Below are 16,455 nucleotides of genomic sequence, written 5' to 3' on the forward strand. Positions count from 1 at the left end.
AAAGGCACACCCGCACCATGCTGACCGCCGCCCGCCTGGGCGCCGCCGCCCTGTCCGCCGCGCTGCTCACCGGCCTCGCCGCCGGGCCGGCCCTCGCCGACAGCCCCGCGCCCACCGCAGACAGCCCCGCGCCGACCACCGCCGCCGTCCCCGAGGGGCTGTACGGCAAGAGCGACCCGACGTACGACGGCGTCTGGCGTCAGTCGCTGGCGCTCACCGCCCTGACGGCGGCCAAGGTGGCCCCGGCCGACTCGGCCGTCGGCTGGCTCACCGGGCAGCAGTGCGAGGACGGCGGCTGGCCCTCCTACCGGGCGGCCGGCGCGGCCTGCGACCCGAAGACCGAGGACAGCAACGCCACCGCCGTCGCCGTCCAGGCCCTGGTCGCCCTCGGCGGGCACCAGGAGGCCGTCGACAAGGGCGTCGCCTGGCTCAGGGCCAACCAGAACGCCGACGGCAGCTGGGCCTACAACCCCGGCAGCCCGGGCGACGCCAACTCCACCGGCCTCGCCGTCAACGCGCTGTTCGCCGCCAGGACCGACCCGGCGGGCGTCGCCAAGGCCGGCCGGTCCGCCTTCGACGGGCTCGCCCTGTTCCAGCTCGGCTGCGCCGCCCCCGCCGACCAGCGCGGCGCCTTCGCCTACCAGCCCGACCCGGCCGGCGGCGCCCTCACCCCGAACGCCCTCGCCAGCGGCCAGGCCGCGCTCGCCGCCGGCGGCGGCCACCTGCCGGTCGCCACCTCGGTGCACGCCGACGCCGCGCCCAAGGCCCTCACCTGCGCCTCCGACGCCACGGCCGCCGCGGCCCCGGTCCCGCACGCGGACTCCGGCGAGGCCGCCGGCGCCTACCTCACCGCCCAGCTCGCGGCCAACGGCGGCCACCTCAGCCTGGTCACCCCGGGCGCCGAGCCGAAGCCCGACTACACCGCGACCGCCTGGGCCGCCCTCTCCCTCGTCCAGAGCGGCCACCCCCAGCAGGCCGCCGGCGCCGTCGACTGGCTCGCCAAGGAGGGCGCCACCTGGACCAAGGGCGGCACCGACGCCGGCGCCACCGCCACCCTGCTGCTGGTCTCCCAGGCCGCCCACCGCGACACCGCCGCCCTGACCGGCCGGCTCACCGCCCTCGGCCCGGCACCCAAGGCCGCCGCGGCGGCGACGTCCGCCCCGGCCGAGAAGAAGAAGGACGACGGCGGCATCGGCCAGTACTGGCTGATCGGCGTCGGCCTCCTCGTCGGCATCGGCGGCGGCCTCCTGCTCAGCCTCCAGCGCAAGCGCAACCCGCACCTCTGATGCGCCCCGCACCCCGCCCCGTACCCCTCCCCGCCACCCGGCCCCAGTGCGTCCCGCACCCCGCCGTCGGTGCCGCCCGGCCCGGCCGGGCGGCCCGCCGGCCCCGGCGGGCCGTCGCCGCGCTGCTCCTCCCGCTCCTCGGGGCGGTGCTGCTGGTCGTCTCCGCCGCGCCCGCGCAGGCGGCCGGGTACCGGTACTGGTCGTTCTGGCGCGGCGTCGAGGGCGGCGGCTGGACGTACCAGCAGCAGGGGCCCGCCGTCGCCGTGCCGCCGGACGGGTCGGTGGACGGGTGGCGGTTCGCGCTCAGCCCGGACGGCGGGCAGGACGCCGCCAAGCCGCGCACGGGCGGGAGCTTCGCCGAGCTCTGCGCGGGCACCCCCGCCCAGGAGGGGCGCAAGCGGGTGGCGGTCGTGCTGGACTTCGGGACCGCCGAGGACGCGGGTACGTCCGCCGCCGGTCCGTCCGCCGCCGGCCCGGCGCCGGAGCAGCGCACGGCCTGCGCCAGCGTCACGCCCCGCGCCAGCTCGGCCGAGGTGCTGGCCGCCGTCGCCCCGCCGCTGCGCTACGACTCCAACGGGCTGCTGTGCGCCATCGCCGGGTACCCGAAGGCGGGCTGCGGCGACCAGGTCGCAGCGGGCGCCGCCCAGCCGGACACCGGCGGCGGCTCCGCCGACCACGGCAGCGGCCCGGACGTCGGCCTGATCGCCGGCGGCGCGCTGGTCGCCGTCCTCGCCGGCGGCGCCGTCTGGCAGGCGCGCCGCCGCCGTCACTCCTAGCCCCCACCCAGGACAGCACCGTGAGCAGCACCGCCCGTAGCACCCGACCGCCCACCGGACCCCGCCAACTGCACCCCGGGGCCTGGTGGTTGTGGGCGCTCGGGCTGGGCGCGGCGGCCACCAGGACCACCAACCCGGCGATCCTGCTGCTGCTCACCGCCGTCGCCGGGTACGTGGTCGCGGCCCGGCGCGGCGACGCGCCCTGGTCGCGGTCGTACGGGGCGTTCCTGCGACTGGGCCTGCTGGTGCTCGGCATCCGGCTGGTGTTCGCGGTCTTCCTCGGCTCCCCGGTCCCCGGCACCCATGTGCTGTTCACCCTGCCCGAAGCCCCCCTCCCCGCCTGGGCGCAGGGCGTGCGGATCGGCGGCCGGGTCACCGTCGAGGGCCTGCTCGCGGCGCTGTACGACGGACTGCGGCTGGCCACCCTGCTGGTCTGCGTCGGCGCCGCCAACTCCCTGGCCAGCCCGGCCCGGCTGCTGCGCGCCCTGCCCGGCGCGCTCTACGAGGCGGGCGTCGCCGTCGTCGTGGCGATGACCTTCGCGCCGAACCTGGTCGCGGACGTCCGTCGGCTGCGCGCCGCGCGGCGCCTGCGCGGCCGCACCGACAGGGGCGTCGCGGCCGTGCTGAGCGTCGGACTCCCGGTGCTGGAGGGCGCGTTGGAGCGATCCGTCGCGCTGGCCGCCGCGATGGACACCCGGGGCTTCGGCCGCACCGCCGACGTCCCGCGCCGGCTCGCCCGGGCGACGGCCGCGCTCACCCTGGCCGGACTGCTCGGGGTCTGCCTGGCCGCGTACGGGCTGCTGACGGCCGGCGGCGCGGGCTGGGCGCTGCCCGTCCTGCTGCTCGGCCTGGCCGCCGCCTTCGCCGGACTGCTGCTCGGCAGCCGACGCTCCGTCAGGAGCCGCTACCGGCCCGACCCCTGGGCCCTGCCGGAGTGGCTGACCGCCGGCTCCGGGGCCGCCGTGGCGGCCCTCACCACCTACCTGGCCGCGCAGGACCCGGCCGCCTTCGCCCCCACCGTCGTCCCGCCGACCGTCCCCGCGCTGCCCCTGGCCGCCGTGCTGACCGTCCTGCTCGGCCTGGTACCGGCGTTCGCCGCCCCGACCCCGCCCCGGAGGGCATCGTGATCACCTTCGAGCAGGTCTCCGTCCGGTACGCGGACTCCGCCGCGCCCGTACTGAACGGCGTCGACCTCACCGTCCCCGAGGGCGAACTCTGCCTGCTCGTGGGCCCGTCCGGCTCCGGCAAGTCCACCCTGCTGGGAACGGTCAGCGGCCTGGTGCCGCACTTCACCGGCGGGGTGCTGCACGGCCGGGTCACCGTCGGCGGCCGGGACACCCGCGAGCACCGGCCGCGCGAACTCGCCGACCTGGTCGGCACGGTGGGGCAGGACCCGCTGGCGCACTTCGTCACCGACACGGTGGAGGACGAACTCGCCTACGGCATGGAGTCGCTGGGCCTGCCGGGCGACGTGATGCGCCGCCGGGTCGAGGAGACCCTCGACCTGCTCGGCCTCGCCGACCTGCGCGACCGCCCGCTCGGCTCCCTCTCCGGCGGCCAGCAGCAGCGCGTCGCGATCGGCTCCGTGCTCACCGTGCACCCGCGCGTCCTGGTCCTGGACGAGCCCACCTCGGCCCTCGACCCGGGCGCGGCCGAGGAGGTGCTGTCCGTCCTCCAGCGGCTGGTGCACGACCTCGGCACCACCGTGCTGATGGCCGAGCACCGGCTGGAGCGGGTCGTCCAGTACGCCGACCAGGTGCTGCTGCTCACCCCGGACGCGCCCCCGGTGCTGGGCGAACCGGCCGAGGTGATGGCGCACTCCCCGGTCCACCCGCCGGTGGTCGGCCTCGGCCGGCTCGCGGGCTGGCGGCCGCTGCCGCTCTCGGTCCGCGACGCGCGCCGCAAGGCCGCACCGCTGCGCGCCGAACTCGACGGCCGGACGCCCGCCGCCGCCGGTGCGTCGTCCGGTGCCCCCGTCGCCGTAGCCGACCGCCTCGCCGTCCGGCGCGGCCCGGTCCCCGCGCTGCGCGGCGTGGACCTCGCGCTCCGCCCCGGCGAGATCACCGCCCTGATGGGCCGCAACGGCGCCGGCAAGTCCACCCTGCTGGGCAGCCTGGTCGGCCTGCACGCCCCCGCCTCCGGCCGCGTCGAGGTCGGCGGCCGCACCCCGCACCGCACCCGCCCCGCCGAACTGATCCGCGAGGTCGGCCTCGTCCCGCAGGACCCGCGCGACCTGCTGTACGGCGAGTCGGTCGCCGCCGAGTGCGCCGCGGCCGACGGCGACGCGGGCGCCGCCGCCGGCACCTGCCGCGCCCTGGTCGAACGCCTGCTGCCCGGCATCACCGACGACACCCACCCGCGTGACCTCTCCGAGGGCCAGCGGCTCACCCTCGCTCTCTCCGTCGTGCTCACCGCCCGGCCCCCGCTGCTGCTCCTGGACGAGCCGACCCGCGGCCTCGACTATGCCGCCAAGGCCCGGCTGGTGGAGATCCTGCGCGGCCTGGCGGCGGAGGACCACGCCGTGCTGCTCGCCACCCACGACGTCGAGCTGGCCGCCGAACTCGCCCACCGCACGGTGATCCTGGCCGAGGGCGAGATCGTCGCCGACGGACCGACGGCCGAGGTCGTCGTCTCCTCCCCGGCGTTCGCCCCCCAGGTGTCCAAGGTGCTGGCGCCCGGGCCGTGGCTCACCGTCGGGCAGGTCGCCGAGGCGCTGGGCGCATGAGCACTCGTCCCGTCCCGCTGGGGCGCAGGTCCATTGCGGCGCTGCTGTCCGTCTCCTTCGTCGGCGTCGCCGCCTTCGGCTGGCCGCTGCTCGCGTCGACCAAGTCGGCGCTGGTCGGCCACTCGGCGGACGCGCCGTGGCTGTTCGCGCTGTTGTTGCCGCTGCTGCTCGCCGTGGTCGTCGCCCAGATCTCCGAGGGCCGCTCGGCGGGCGGCGGGGCGCCGGGGCTGGACGCCAAGTCGGTGGCCCTGCTGGGGGTTCTCGCGGCGGCGGGCGCGGCACTGCGGCCGCTCGGCGCGGGGACGGCGGGGCTGGAGCCGATGTTCTTCCTGATGGTGCTCTCCGGGCGGGTGTTGGGGCCGGGGTTCGGCTTCGTACTCGGCTCGCTGTCGATGTTCGCCTCCGCGCTGCTCACGGGCGGGGTGGGGCCGTGGCTGCCGTTCCAGATGCTCGCCATGGGGTGGGTCTGCCTGGGCGCCGGGCTGCTGCCGGGATCCGCCTCCCTGCGCGGCCGCCGCGAACTCATGCTGCTGGCGTCTTACGGCGCTCTCGCGTCCCTGCTCTACGGCACGATCATGAACCTCCAGGGCTGGCCGTACATCGGCGGCCTGGCCGGCTCCATCTCCTTCGTGCCGGGCGACCCGCTGCCCGCCAACCTGGTCCGCTTCGCGGCGTACTGCCTGACCACGTCGCTGGGTTGGGACCTGCCCCGCGCCGCGCTGACCGTCGTCCTGTGCCTCACCCTCGGCACCCCCGTCCTGCGCGCCCTGCGCCGCACGACCCGTCGCGCCGCCTTCGACGCCCCGGTCACCTTCCACCCGCCGGAGCGCTAACGGCACCCGCCGCACACCTGCCCGGCCCCGGCGACGGGCCGCCCGCACATCCCACCCCGCCCGGGGCACTCGTGCCTTCGCGGCCCGTCGTCCCCTTGCCGGGGTTTTGGCACCATCGGCACCTTCGCGATCCGCGCTGCCACGATCGCCCCCACGCTGTGCGTGACCCTGTCCGGCAGCGGAGCCGCGATGATCCCCGCCAGCGCGTCCCGCGTCCACCCACCCGCGAGCAACCCCTCCACCCGCGCGGCCTGGTCGCACAGCGGCTTCCCCGCCAGCGCCATCCGGGGCTCCCTGCGCCCGAGTTCGAGCAGCAGAGCCATGCCCGCCGTCAACTTCTCCGGGGGACGGACGGAAGGCTCTTCCACGGCCTTGGTTTTCAGTTCCTTGGAAGGGCTTCCCACCTTCCCGCCGCCTGGCACCCCAGGTCCGGGCCCACCGGCGGCCGGGGCCACGGGAAGCGGCGGCATCGCATGCGCTGCCTTCCCGTTCGTCACCGGCACCTCATGAACCGAAACGACCGTCCGCACCTGCCCCGTCAGCGGATCCCGCAGCGTCCGGCGGACGTAGTGCCCGGCCGCCTCCAGCTCTCGCAGCGCACGGGCAACCGTCGTCCGCCCTTCAACGCTCTTCGCAGCGAGTGTGCGGACGTCCTCCCGCGCCCCGTCCGGCAGACTGAGCAGGTAGCTCAGCAACCCGCGCGCCGCCCAACTCAGCGAGTGCTTACGGACGACGTGGCCGTTGTCGAGGATCGTGTACCCGGGAGCATGCCGAGGGATACGATGAATCTGCATCGTGGAGCTCTTCTCTCCTGGTGCCGAACCCCGGGGTGTTGGCGCACCGCCGGGGTAACTCTTGCCCATGCATCGAGCACTCCTCCCGAGCACCCGGCACCGCAATCTTCACCGTAATGCCGTAACGCCCAATCAAACTCAGCTCGTGATCACTCATTCGGGCGGCGCAAGCGCGCACAACCCGGCGCGCCCCGGGCTCGCCAGCCCGGGGCCGCCGAAATTCCGACTACAAAGATGGTCCGTTGATCGGCCTGCAGCCGAGACGGGAGGCGAGATCGCTGGTGTCCCGGTTCGGGTGTGGAACCTACCAGTGCCGCCGGTGCCTTCCGTCCACCTCGACTGACGATCAGTCATGCGCAACGCTTTACGCTCCGTCGTCACCCGACCACGTGATCCGGCGAGTTGAGCCGCACCCGGCGCTCGCCCTCCACGGTGACGGTCGGACCGAACCGACCGAGGCCCGGCACGCCCTGGCTCTGCCACCAGGCGTGGGCGGCGGCCACCTCGTCCCACAGGCCGAATCCACCGACCCGGCCCCCGGGTGGTGCGCGTGGATGGGCCCCGCCGATCTGGCCGTGGACTCCGGCCGGTGCCTCCTCGGCCTCGGCCGGACGGACGAGGCCCATGCCCTGATCGCGGAGGGGACGGCGCTGCTGCCCCGCACCAGGGAACAAGACGCGCGGCATCTTCCTGACGTACCGGGCCCGGAGCCACCTGAAGGCCAGGGACGTCGAGCAGGCGCTGTCCGTCACCTGCGAGTCCTGGAACGCCTGCGGACCGGCTGAGTGCACCGAACCCGAACCGGGGGCGCACCTGGAGCGCGGCATGTCGGTCCCGTAGCCTTGATCCTCTTCCCCAGGAGGCGTGTTGAGCGAGATCGTCCTGATGTCCGACCCGAAGGTCGCCGCGATCCCCGTTCGGAACCGCGACGAGCGGCTGTCGGACGTGCGGAGCGGTGGCGCGCTGCTGGTCGACGGGCGCAAGCAGGACGGCGCCGGGGCGTTCGCGCAGCTGCGCACCGGGGTGCTCGACCGGCTGCTCGACGCGCAGGCGGCGCTGCCGGACGGCCTGCGGCTGCTGTTCGTCGAGGGCTACCGGCCTCCGGCGCTCCAGAGCCGCTACTTCGACGAGTACGCCGCCGAGTTGCGGGCCGCGAACCCCGACTGGCCGGACGACCGGATCAGGTCGGCGGCCAGCCGCTACGTCTCCCCTCCCGAGATCGCGCCGCACAGCGCCGGGGCCGCCGTCGACCTCACCCTCGTCGACGCCGACGGCCGCGAACTGGACCTCGGCACCAGGGTCAACGCCAGCCCGGAGGAGAGCGCCGGGGCCTGCTACACCCACGCCGAGAACATCGGCGCGCAGGCCCGCGCCAACCGGCGGCTGCTCAGCGACGCCCTGACCGGCGCCGGGCTCGTCAACTACCCCACCGAGTGGTGGCACTGGTCGTACGGCGACCGCTACTGGGCGCTGGCCACCGGCGCCCCGGCCGCGCTCTACGGGCCGGCGCAGCGGTAGCCGACACGACACGCGGTCCGCGGAGCCTGCCGAGCGGGCCCGCGGCCCCGGGCCAGACTGTCGTCGACACCGGCGCAGGCCCGAGGAGCAGAGCGATGACCGAGCAGGACCCCGAGCGGCGACTCCCCGCCGTCGCCGTCGCGATCGTGGTCGAGGACGGCCGGGTGCTGATGGTGCGGCGGCGGGTCGCCGAGGGCGGGCTGTCCTGGCAGTTCCCGGCCGGGGAGGTCGAGCCGGACGAGTCCCCGGAGGACGCGGCCGTCCGCGAGACCGCCGAGGAGACCGGCCTCTACGTCGCCGCCGCCCGGCTGCTCGGCGAGCGCGACCACCCGCAGAGCGGGCGGCGGATGGCGTACACGGCCTGCGAGGTGGTCGGCGGCACCGCCATGGTGATGGACGTCGACGAGCTGGACCGGGTGGTCTGGGCCTCCCGCGCCGAACTCGCCGAGTACGTCCCGTTCCCGCTGTTCCCGCCGGTCCAGGAGTACCTGGACGGCACGCTCGCCGGGTAGGGCACGGCGGACTCGCGTGGGAAGTCGGCCCGTCCGACTTCCCACTCAAGAACATCAGCGCCGGGGCCCTGGAACTCGTCTCCAGGGTACGGACGTTCGGACGGGAGACCGCTCGCCCCCGCTTCGGAAGGACACGCGTGACACCCGCGCAGGAAGCCCCGTCCGGCCACGACCACGCCCCTCCGCGGGCCCGCCGCCCGGGTCGGGAGCCGGTCACCGACGAGACGGTGGCCCGGCTGAGGGTCCTGGCCCGCACCGACCCCGCCTCGGGCCTGCCCGCGCTGGCCGAGGCGCTGCGGGGCCGGGCCTACGGCGAGCCCCGGCCCCGGCCCGAGGAGGCCGTCCCGTTCCTGGAGGAGTCCGCCGCCATCTACCGCGCCCTGGTCGCCGACGGCGGCACCGAACACCTGGGCGCCGCCGCCAACGCCCTCGCCTCCCTCGCACTGGAGTGCTCCCTGGCCCACGCCGACGGCCTCGCCCTCGCCGCCCGGCAGGAGGCGGCCGACCTGGCCTCGTGCGCCGAAGCGGCCCGGCCGGTGCCGGACCTCGGCCGGGCCGCCGTCCTGCGCGCCGACCTCGCCCACGCGCTCGCCGAGGCGGGTCGGTTCGACGAGGCCGTGGACGCCGCCCGCGCGGTGGCCGCCCGCTCCCGGGCGGTGACCGAGCCCGGCGGGACCGACCTGACGCGGCGCCTGCTCGGCCTCACGGTGCTGCTCCGCCTCGCGGGCCGCACCGAAGAGGCCGTCGCCGTCGAACACGAGGCCCTCGCCTGGCTGCACGAGGGCCGTACGGAGCCGGACCGCAGCCCCGTACCCGCCCTGCGCGCCGCCGGCGCCGCGCTGTGGTTCGCCGACCTCGGCGACCCCGCGCAGGCCCGCCTCCTGCTCGCGGAGGCCGCCCGCGCCTGCGAGCGTCTACCCGCCCGCGGCGAGCGGGGCAACTTCGGCTTCCTCGAAGGCCTGCGGGCCGACCTGTTCGCCCGCTCCGGTGTCCGGGACGAACAGGCCGCGGCCGACGCCCCGGATCCGCTCGCGCTCGGCATCGACCCGAGCCGACACCTCCAGCCCGTGCTGGGCCTGAGCTTCCACCACTGGTCCTTCAGCCTCCGCGATTCCTTCCGGGACGGACTGGTCGCCCTCGCGCGGGCCGTCGAGGCGATCACGGGCGTTCCCGAGCAGACCGACCGCCTCCCTGACGAGGACGACCTGCCCGAGCACACCGACGGCCGGTCGCCCCTGCCCGACGACCGCGACCTGCTGGCCGCCCTCGGCACCCTCACCCGGCGGCTCGACCTGCGCCGGGCGGTCCTGGGAGAGCATCCGAGCTACTACGCCCGCACCGCGCTCCCCCGGCTGCGGCGGAACGTCCGGATCGCACGGCACCTCCACGCGACGGACCCCGCCGCCGGCACCCGGCGCCTGGTCAGGGCGCTCACCGACCTGGCCATGGCACAACTCGTCCACGGCGACAACGCCGACGCGACCGGCACCCTGCACGAGGCCCACGCGCTCGCCGGCTGACCGGCGCGCTCAGCCCCCGATGCCCGTCCTGGCACCGAACTTCCCACCGCGGGAGGCGAGTTCCTTGAGCACGACCCCGCCGCGCCCGGCGAGGTGCGAGCGCCGCAGGCTGTCGTCGCGCCGGGTGAACTGGGCCACCGCGGCGCCCCGCCCGAGGGTGACGGCCCGGGCGACGTAGCGCGGGGTGTACGGCGCGGGCGTGCGGCCGGCGAGCAGGCGGCGCAGGTTGTCCACCGCGACGGCGGCCTGCGGGCCGGCGAGCGCGCAGGCGAAGCGGGCGCCGGGGACGGCCGCGCAGTCGCCGATGGCGAAGATCCGCTCGTCGTCGACGCTGCGCAGGGTCGCGTCCACGGCCGCGCGGCCGTCCCCGTCGACGGTGAGGCCGCTGCGGGCGGCGAGGTCGGGGACGCCCGACACGATCGCCCACAGGGTCAGGTCGGAGGGGAGCGCCACGCCCGACCCCAGGTGCACCGCGCCGTCGGCGGCCCGCACCAGGCTGTCGTCCACCACCTCGACGCCCAGGGCCGCCAGCCCGTCCCGTACCTTCCGGTGCGCCCGGTCGGTGAAGTCCGCGGCCACCGCCCGTCCGACGATCCGCACCCGCAGGTCCGGCCGCGCCTCGGCGATCTCGGCCGCCGTCTCGATCCCGGTCGCACCGCCGCCGACCACCGTGACCGCGCTCCCGGCGGGCAGCGCGGCCAGCGCGGTCCGGGCCCGCTCCGCCCCCTCCCAGCTGCCCACCGGGACGGTGCCCGGCACCGGTCGCACCGTGCTGCCCATGGCGAGGAACGCCCAGTCGAAGGCGAGGCCCGTCCCGTCGTCCAGGGTGACGACGCCGTCGCCGATCCGCTCGACGGTGCCGACCCTCAGCGCGGCCCCCGCCCGGAGCATCGACGCGATCGGCGTCGCGGCGGCGTCCGTCCCCGCGATCCGCTGGTGCAGCCGTACCCGTTCCACGAAGTCCGGGCGCGGATTGACCACCGTCACCTCGGCCGCCCGCACCTTCCTCGCGACCCGGTTCGCCGCGAGCATGCCCGCGTAGCCGGCGCCCACCACGACCACCTTCATCTCCGCCACCGCCTTCATCTCGGCCTCCTGCCGGTGCTGCGTCCGTCCGTTCGGGCAGGAGATGCCGGCCGGCCGCCCGGCGTGACACCGATCCGGCACGAGAGCGGTATGAGACAGGTCACACGGCGCCAGGTGTCACGGACCGGGGCGCTCCGGCGTCCTGTGGGAGGCACCAGCCGACCGGAGGGAGACCCGAGATGAGCGGCGAACACGCGGACGACCATCACCCCGACCCGGCCACCGAGGCCTTCGTCGCCCACCGCAACCTGCTGTTCACCGTCGCCTACGAGATGCTCGGCTCGGCGGTGGACGCCGAGGACGTCCTCCAGGAGACCTGGCTGCGGTGGGTGGGCGTCGACCTCGACGCGGTGCGGGACCGGCGCGCCTACCTGGTCCGGATCACCACCCGGCAGGCGCTCGGACGGCTGCGCGCGATCGGCCGGCGCAAGGAGTCGTACGTCGGCCCGTGGCTGCCCGAGCCGCTGCTCACCTCGCCGGACGTCGCCGAGCAGGTCGAGCTGGCGGACAGCATCTCGATGGCGATGATGACGGTCCTGGAGACCCTCGCGCCCACCGAGCGGGCGGTGTTCGTGCTGCGCGAGGTGTTCGGCCTCGGGTACCAGGAGATCGCGGAGGCCGTCGACAGGACGCCGGTCACGGTCCGCCAGATCGCCCACCGGGCCCGGGCCCACGTCGCCGCCCGCCGGCCGCGCGGCACCGTCTCGGCCGAGGAGGCCCGCACCGCCATCGCCGCCTTCCAACGGGCCGTCGAGACCGGCGACCTGCAGCAGCTGCTAGACCTCCTCGCCCCCGACGTGGTCGCCCTGAGCGACGGCGGCGGCATCAAGCAGGCCATGCCCCGGCCCACCGTCGGCGCCGGCCCGGTGGCCCGCCTGCTGGCCGCCGGCGTGGCGGTGTGGGGGCCGCTGGGGACGTGCGAGCCGGCCCAGGTCAACGGGCACCCGGCGCTGGTCATGCGGATCGACGGGGAGATCGACCTGGTGGTGGCGATGCGGATTGAGGAGGGGCGGATCACCGGCATCTACTCGGTGCGCAACCCGGAGAAGCTGACCCACATGGAGCGCGAGACGGCGGTGAGCCTCTGAGCCCCTCCCGGAAACCTCCGGAACCCTCTGGAGCACACCGGGCCCTTCGACACCTCCTCCCCCGTACGCTGTCCCGCAGCACCGGGAACGAGGGCGTTCGGGGGAGCAGTGGAACTAGGTCAGTTGCGCGCCTTCGAGGCCGTCGTCACCCACCGCACGATCACCGGCGCGGCCGGGGCGCTCGGGCTCGCCCCGGCCGCCGTCACCGAGCGGGTCCGCACCCTCGAACTCGGCCTCGGCACCGCCCTGTTCGACCGGTCCGGGCGGGACCTGACCCTCACCTCGGCCGGTGAACGGCTGCTGCCCTGGTCCCGGCGGCTGCTCGACCAGGCCGAGCAGGCCCGCCGCGAGGTCGTCGCCGCCAGGGCCCGCCTGCGGCTCGGCGTCCTGGCGGCCGTCGCCGCCACCCAGGTCCCGGCCGTCCTCGCCCGCCTCACCGACCGCCGGCCCGACCTGGACATATCCCTGCACACCGACACCTCCCGGGACGCCCTGCTCGACGGCGTCGCCGCCGGAGCCCTGGAAGCCGCGCTCGTCCTCGACGCCCCCGGCCCGCTCGGCGCCCTCGGCTTCCCCCTGCCGCCCGCCCCGCTCGACCACCTCGACGTCCAGGACGTCCCGCTCGCCCTGGTGGCCGCCCCCACCCACCCGCTGGCCCGCGTCGGCGCCCTCACCCGCGAGGCCCTCCGCGGCCACCGCCTCCTCGTCAACTCCCCCGCCTGCTCCTTCCACCTCGCGGGCGAACGCCTCCTCGGCCACCACGTCCGACGCCTGCGCACCGGCGCCGTGCCCGTCACCCGCGCCTGTGCCGAACAGGGCCTCGGCATCGCCCTCCTCCCCGCCCACGCCGTCCACGCCCACCTCACCGCCGGTACCCTCGTCCGCCTCCCCCTCGACCCCCCACCCCTCCACCTCCGCCTCCTCTGGCGCACCGACCACGCGCCCCTCCCCCTCCCCGCCGCCCTCGCCTGAACGGCCCGGGCCCGCACACAGCAGCGCGGCCCGGGGCTCCGAAAGCCCCGGGGCGCGCAACCGCCGTACGGATGTCAGGCCTTGGGGCCCGTGGACTGGACGACCTCGAAGGACCAGAGGGTGGAGCCGGTGGCGGCGGGGCGCTTGGGGGCCTCGCCGGAGGGGCCGTTCTGGTGGGCGGACTTCATCGGGCCCTCCATCCAGGCCTTGAAGTCCTCCTCGCTGCGCCAGCGGGTGTAGACGAGGTACTGGTCGGTGCCCTCGACGGGGCGGAGGAGCTCGAACCACTCGAAGCCGTCCGAGTTCTCCACCGCGCCGGCCCGGGAGGCGAAGCGCTGCTCCAGCACCTCGCGCTGCTCGGCCGGCACCGTCAGGACGTTGATCTTGACGACGCTACTCACATGACACCTCTCATCGTGAGGCCCGCTACCTGGGCACTTAATCTTGACCACGTGCGAGCAGTCTCCTACATACGACAGTCAAAGAAGCGTGAGGACGACTCTCAGGCTTCGCCGGCTGCCCAGCGAACGAAGACCGAAGCCTTGATCGTCGCCAAGGGCTGGGAGAACAACGGCCACTTCGAAGACGTCGGCAAGTCGGGTTGGGACCCCAACGTCACTCGGCCCGGGTTCGAGGAGATGATGGCGGCCGTCCGTGCTGGGCAGGTTGACGCCGTGGTCGTGTTCTCCCTCTCCCGCCTCACGAGGCAAGGTGCGCTGGAGGCCATGAAGATCAACGAGGAACTGGCCCGGTACGGTGTGCGCCTGGTCTCGGTCGAAGAGCCCTATCTCGACACCTCCACCCCGATGGGCGTTGCCATCTTCGGTCTGATCGCCGCGCTGGCCCAGCAGGAATCCGACTTGAAGTCCGCCTACGTCACGGCGACCAAGGAGACGCTGCGCGCGGCCGGGAGCCACGTCTCCGGCATCCCCCCGTACGGCTTCCAGACGGTCCGGGAGCAACGCGGCGAACTGTCCGTGATGCGACTGATTCCCGACCCGATCGAAGCGCCGCACGTGCGCGACATGGCCCGCTGGGCCGCAGACGGCATGTCCGCCGGAGACATAGCGCGCCAGCTCACCAAGTCGAACGCACCGACCAAGGTGACCACGCTGGGCAACAAGGGCACCAAGCGCCTTGAAGCACGCCGCGCGAACGGCTCATCCAAGAGTCTCGGTGGCCCCGGCTGGACGACCTCCACCGTCCTGCGCATCCTTCGTGATCCCCGGCTCGCCGGGTACGCCATGGTCTGGGAGGGCCGGAAGCCGCGCACGAAGGACGAGGACGGCAACGTGGTCCCCGGCACACAGGGCAAGCGGACCGTTCTGCGCGGAGACGACGGCTCTCCCGTGGTGTCGCACGAAGGCATCATCACCGCCGTGGAGTGGTGGGCTCTCCAAGAGATCCTGGACGGCCGAACGAAGGTCGTCGCCCGCTCCGGCCGTCGTGTCCCGACGCTGCTCGCTGGCCACGGGATGCTGTTCTGCGATGTCTGCGGATCGGTCATGGTGGCGGACAAGAGGGGCGACGACGAGAACCCGAAGTCCTACTACAAGTGCAACCGCCCCGCCGGTGTCATCCCCGGGCATGGTGGCCTGGTCATCGACGCAACGGCTGCGGACCATGAGGTGGCCAGCTCCGTGTGGGCGCGTCTGATGGCCATGGACCCGGCGGACGAGGACGACGCAGAGTGGCTGATGGAAGCTGCCCGCCGATTCACCCGCCAGCAGCAGGACCCGACTCATGATGCCGAACAGGCTGCATCAGAAGCCGAGTTGGTTCACGTCCGGGAGGCCCTTCGCACGCTGTACCAGGACCGGCAGGAAGGTCTGTACGTCGGCGAGACCGGCAAGCGGATATTCGCCGAATCGGTCGCCCGACTGACGGCACACGAGGAGCGCGTATCCGCGCGGGTCGAAGAGTTCCGATCGGCAAGCAACCGAACCGTCACGATCCCGATGGACTGGACAACCCCTGACAGTGACCCGATCGGAGACGGCTCAACCTGGTCAGGCATGACCCTTGAGCGCAAGCGGGAGTTCCTGTCGCTGTTCGTGGACTCGGTCCGTATCACCAAGGCGATAGGCAGGGGTCGGAACGCGAACACCCAGGACCGTGTAGTCATCAGGTGGGCCAAGAAGCCATCCACCGACTAACACCAAAGGGGGCCAGTGCCCCTCTTGGGCCTTTCCCAGCCCCGCTTGGCCCCCAGCGGCCAAGCGGGGCTTCTTCGTGCCCGCAGAGGGCCGTCCAGGAACGTGCTGGCTGCTCGGTCCGCACCCTCCCCAGCGACAGGCGGGCAGCGATGGGGTGACGGGGTGACGTTCGAGGGCTCTGTTTCAGGTTTCTCTATGTGTGCGTGTGTCTAAGAGAAACCAAAACTGACCCCTCGAACGTCACCCCGTCACCCTTGGCACCGGGCAGGATATCGTCCCCCTCTTCTACTCCCGGGAGAAGGAACAGAGACAGTCCGGGCGGCGCCATTCGGCGGGCGCGGGATGACACTCCGTCCCCACCGGCAAGACGGTTGCCGACAGTGGCGCGAGGCCGACGGGGCGGGGCGCCGCGAGATGCTGGACGAGTACGGCGTCAAGGTGGTGCTGTACCCGGTGTGGGGCCGTGGGAAAGCGGACCGCGTGGTCATCACGGCCGAGATCGATCACGACCCCGGAGCCGAGGTAACGGGGGCTGTCGAAGGCGACCAGGACCGCCCCGAGGCCGAGCAGCCACAGCCCGAGGCCCCGAAGGTGGGCCGTACTGCCGTCCGGCTTGCCGAGCCCGTTGTACAACCTGCCGAGAACAACCAGGACTCGGTACAGCCCGGGCTGGTGGGCGCACCAGCGTCGGAGCCCGCCCTAGCCGCGTAGCCGCGGGACAGCCCGAGGGGTGACGGGGTGACGTTCGAAGGGTCGATTTCAAGTTCTTCTATGACACAGCGAGTCTAGAGAGAACCTGAAACAGACCCCTTGAACGTCACCCCGTCACCTTTCGGTTTTCAGGAGGGGAATTCGTCCCCTCCTCTACTAGTGAGAGAGGGGGACGGACAACCCGAACAGTGCCGCCCATCGGGCCGCGGGAATTCCTCCCCCTCCTCTACCTCCGGGAGAGGGCGCAGGATTACCGCGCACCCCACCGACGGGAACCGGCGGCCCGAGTGCCCGCGCCCCTCTCGCAACCCTGCCCGTGCACCACGCACCCGCGTTACCGGGTGGCCGCCGGAGTCGTGCGGCAGAGCGCGGGGACCGCACCAGCCCGAGTAACGGCGTCCGCCAGGGCGCACCTGAAAGGGACTCACCGAGTGCGGTCCCCACCGCCCCGCAAAGGGCACCAGGACCAACAGGAACG

General features: G+C 74.4%; 16 protein-coding genes. 12 read left to right on the forward strand and 4 right to left on the reverse strand.

Annotated features, from left to right (window positions below; translation table 11 throughout):
- Nucleotides 1-17: 17 nt before the first annotated feature.
- The 5 genes from ACIQI7_RS10745 to ACIQI7_RS10765 are packed head-to-tail and all read left to right on the forward strand — an operon-like array spanning nucleotide 18 to nucleotide 5,620.
- Nucleotides 18-1,286 (forward strand): prenyltransferase/squalene oxidase repeat-containing protein, encoded by a 1,269-nt coding sequence (locus tag ACIQI7_RS10745; RefSeq protein WP_401107381.1) that lies wholly within the window; start codon nucleotides 18-20, stop codon nucleotides 1,284-1,286.
- Nucleotides 1,286-2,062, forward strand: coding sequence for an SCO2322 family protein (locus ACIQI7_RS10750; protein WP_401107384.1), 777 nt, complete (start codon nucleotides 1,286-1,288; stop codon nucleotides 2,060-2,062). Before ACIQI7_RS10745 ends, ACIQI7_RS10750 begins: the two co-directional genes overlap by 1 nt.
- Before the next feature lie 20 nt (nucleotides 2,063-2,082).
- Entirely contained in the window at nucleotides 2,083-3,189 is a 1,107-nt protein-coding gene (locus ACIQI7_RS10755) for an energy-coupling factor transporter transmembrane component T (RefSeq protein ID WP_401107386.1), read from the forward strand.
- Complete coding sequence (locus ACIQI7_RS10760; protein ID WP_401107389.1) at nucleotides 3,186-4,787, forward strand: ABC transporter ATP-binding protein; 1,602 nt, start codon at nucleotides 3,186-3,188, stop codon at nucleotides 4,785-4,787. The genes ACIQI7_RS10755 and ACIQI7_RS10760 overlap by 4 nt, the downstream gene beginning before the upstream one ends.
- The gene (locus ACIQI7_RS10765) at nucleotides 4,784-5,620 is read left to right on the forward strand and encodes an ECF transporter S component (protein WP_401107391.1); all 837 of its coding nucleotides are present in this window, start codon (nucleotides 4,784-4,786) and stop codon (nucleotides 5,618-5,620) included. Before ACIQI7_RS10760 ends, ACIQI7_RS10765 begins: the two co-directional genes overlap by 4 nt.
- Here ACIQI7_RS10765 and ACIQI7_RS10770 read toward each other — a convergent pair.
- Both ACIQI7_RS10770 and ACIQI7_RS10775 read right to left on the reverse strand, forming a co-directional pair.
- Entirely contained in the window at nucleotides 5,617-6,414 is a 798-nt protein-coding gene (locus ACIQI7_RS10770; protein WP_401107393.1) for a helix-turn-helix domain-containing protein, read from the reverse strand. The two genes, ACIQI7_RS10765 and ACIQI7_RS10770, sit on opposite strands and share 4 nt — an antisense overlap.
- A gap of 377 nt (nucleotides 6,415-6,791) precedes the next feature.
- On the reverse strand, nucleotides 6,792-7,040 hold the full coding sequence (locus ACIQI7_RS10775; RefSeq protein ID WP_401107395.1) for a hypothetical protein: 249 nt from the start codon (nucleotides 7,038-7,040) through the stop codon (nucleotides 6,792-6,794).
- A 241-nt stretch (nucleotides 7,041-7,281) separates the two neighbouring features.
- On the opposite strand from ACIQI7_RS10775, the gene ACIQI7_RS10780 reads away from it, so the two are divergent.
- From ACIQI7_RS10780 to ACIQI7_RS10790, 3 genes are all read left to right on the forward strand, one after another.
- A complete protein-coding gene (locus ACIQI7_RS10780; RefSeq protein WP_401107398.1) occupies nucleotides 7,282-7,932 on the forward strand; it encodes a M15 family metallopeptidase in 651 nt (216 codons plus the stop codon).
- Nucleotides 7,933-8,027: 95 nt separating this feature from the next.
- Nucleotides 8,028-8,444, forward strand: coding sequence for an NUDIX hydrolase (locus tag ACIQI7_RS10785; RefSeq protein ID WP_401107400.1), 417 nt, complete (start codon nucleotides 8,028-8,030; stop codon nucleotides 8,442-8,444).
- 137 nt (nucleotides 8,445-8,581) lie between these two features.
- The gene (locus ACIQI7_RS10790) at nucleotides 8,582-9,964 is read left to right on the forward strand and encodes a hypothetical protein (RefSeq protein WP_401107403.1); all 1,383 of its coding nucleotides are present in this window, start codon (nucleotides 8,582-8,584) and stop codon (nucleotides 9,962-9,964) included.
- Nucleotides 9,965-9,973: 9 nt separating this feature from the next.
- Here the strand turns inward: ACIQI7_RS10790 and ACIQI7_RS10795 are convergent, their stop codons facing one another.
- Complete coding sequence (locus ACIQI7_RS10795) at nucleotides 9,974-11,050, reverse strand: NAD(P)/FAD-dependent oxidoreductase (RefSeq protein WP_401107405.1); 1,077 nt, start codon at nucleotides 11,048-11,050, stop codon at nucleotides 9,974-9,976.
- Between the two features lie 179 nt (nucleotides 11,051-11,229).
- Here ACIQI7_RS10795 and ACIQI7_RS10800 point away from each other — a divergent pair, with 179 nt between their 5' ends.
- Together ACIQI7_RS10800 and ACIQI7_RS10805 are read left to right on the forward strand one after the other, a co-directional pair.
- Complete coding sequence (locus tag ACIQI7_RS10800) at nucleotides 11,230-12,138, forward strand: RNA polymerase sigma-70 factor (RefSeq protein ID WP_401107407.1); 909 nt, start codon at nucleotides 11,230-11,232, stop codon at nucleotides 12,136-12,138.
- Between the two features lie 108 nt (nucleotides 12,139-12,246).
- Nucleotides 12,247-13,110, forward strand: a complete 864-nt coding sequence (locus tag ACIQI7_RS10805) for a LysR family transcriptional regulator (protein WP_401107410.1) — start codon at nucleotides 12,247-12,249, stop codon at nucleotides 13,108-13,110.
- Nucleotides 13,111-13,184: 74 nt separating this feature from the next.
- On the opposite strand, the gene ACIQI7_RS10810 is transcribed toward ACIQI7_RS10805, so the two are convergent.
- Nucleotides 13,185-13,511, reverse strand: a complete 327-nt coding sequence (locus ACIQI7_RS10810; RefSeq protein ID WP_401107412.1) for an antibiotic biosynthesis monooxygenase family protein — start codon at nucleotides 13,509-13,511, stop codon at nucleotides 13,185-13,187.
- Between ACIQI7_RS10810 and ACIQI7_RS10815 the strand changes: the two genes are divergently transcribed.
- Nucleotides 13,512-15,266, forward strand: coding sequence for a recombinase family protein (locus ACIQI7_RS10815; protein ID WP_401107415.1), 1,755 nt, complete (start codon nucleotides 13,512-13,514; stop codon nucleotides 15,264-15,266). It abuts the gene before it with no gap.
- A gap of 414 nt (nucleotides 15,267-15,680) precedes the next feature.
- Nucleotides 15,681-15,977 carry a hypothetical protein gene (locus ACIQI7_RS10820; RefSeq protein WP_401107418.1) on the forward strand — a complete coding sequence of 99 codons (297 nt, stop codon included), beginning with the start codon at nucleotides 15,681-15,683 and terminating at the stop codon, nucleotides 15,975-15,977.
- Nucleotides 15,978-16,455 lie beyond the last annotated feature (478 nt).

Source organism: Kitasatospora sp. NPDC092039, from assembly GCF_044756065.1.
Classification (GTDB): Bacteria; Actinomycetota; Actinomycetes; order Streptomycetales; family Streptomycetaceae; genus Kitasatospora.

Coding starts and splice junctions, on each gene's coding strand:
- ACIQI7_RS10745 (WP_401107381.1), top strand. CDS start 18: ATGCTGACCGCCGCCCGCCTGGGCGCCGCCGCCCTGTCCGCCGCGCTG.
- ACIQI7_RS10750 (WP_401107384.1), top strand. CDS start 1,286: ATGCGCCCCGCACCCCGCCCCGTACCCCTCCCCGCCACCCGGCCCCAG.
- ACIQI7_RS10765 (WP_401107391.1), top strand. CDS start 4,784: ATGAGCACTCGTCCCGTCCCGCTGGGGCGCAGGTCCATTGCGGCGCTG.
- ACIQI7_RS10770 (WP_401107393.1), bottom strand. CDS start 6,414: ATGCAGATTCATCGTATCCCTCGGCATGCTCCCGGGTACACGATCCTC.
- ACIQI7_RS10775 (WP_401107395.1), bottom strand. CDS start 7,040: ATGGGCCTCGTCCGTCCGGCCGAGGCCGAGGAGGCACCGGCCGGAGTC.
- ACIQI7_RS10785 (WP_401107400.1), top strand. CDS start 8,028: ATGACCGAGCAGGACCCCGAGCGGCGACTCCCCGCCGTCGCCGTCGCG.
- ACIQI7_RS10795 (WP_401107405.1), bottom strand. CDS start 11,050: ATGAAGGCGGTGGCGGAGATGAAGGTGGTCGTGGTGGGCGCCGGCTAC.
- ACIQI7_RS10800 (WP_401107407.1), top strand. CDS start 11,230: ATGAGCGGCGAACACGCGGACGACCATCACCCCGACCCGGCCACCGAG.
- ACIQI7_RS10815 (WP_401107415.1), top strand. CDS start 13,512: ATGACACCTCTCATCGTGAGGCCCGCTACCTGGGCACTTAATCTTGAC.
- ACIQI7_RS10820 (WP_401107418.1), top strand. CDS start 15,681: ATGCTGGACGAGTACGGCGTCAAGGTGGTGCTGTACCCGGTGTGGGGC.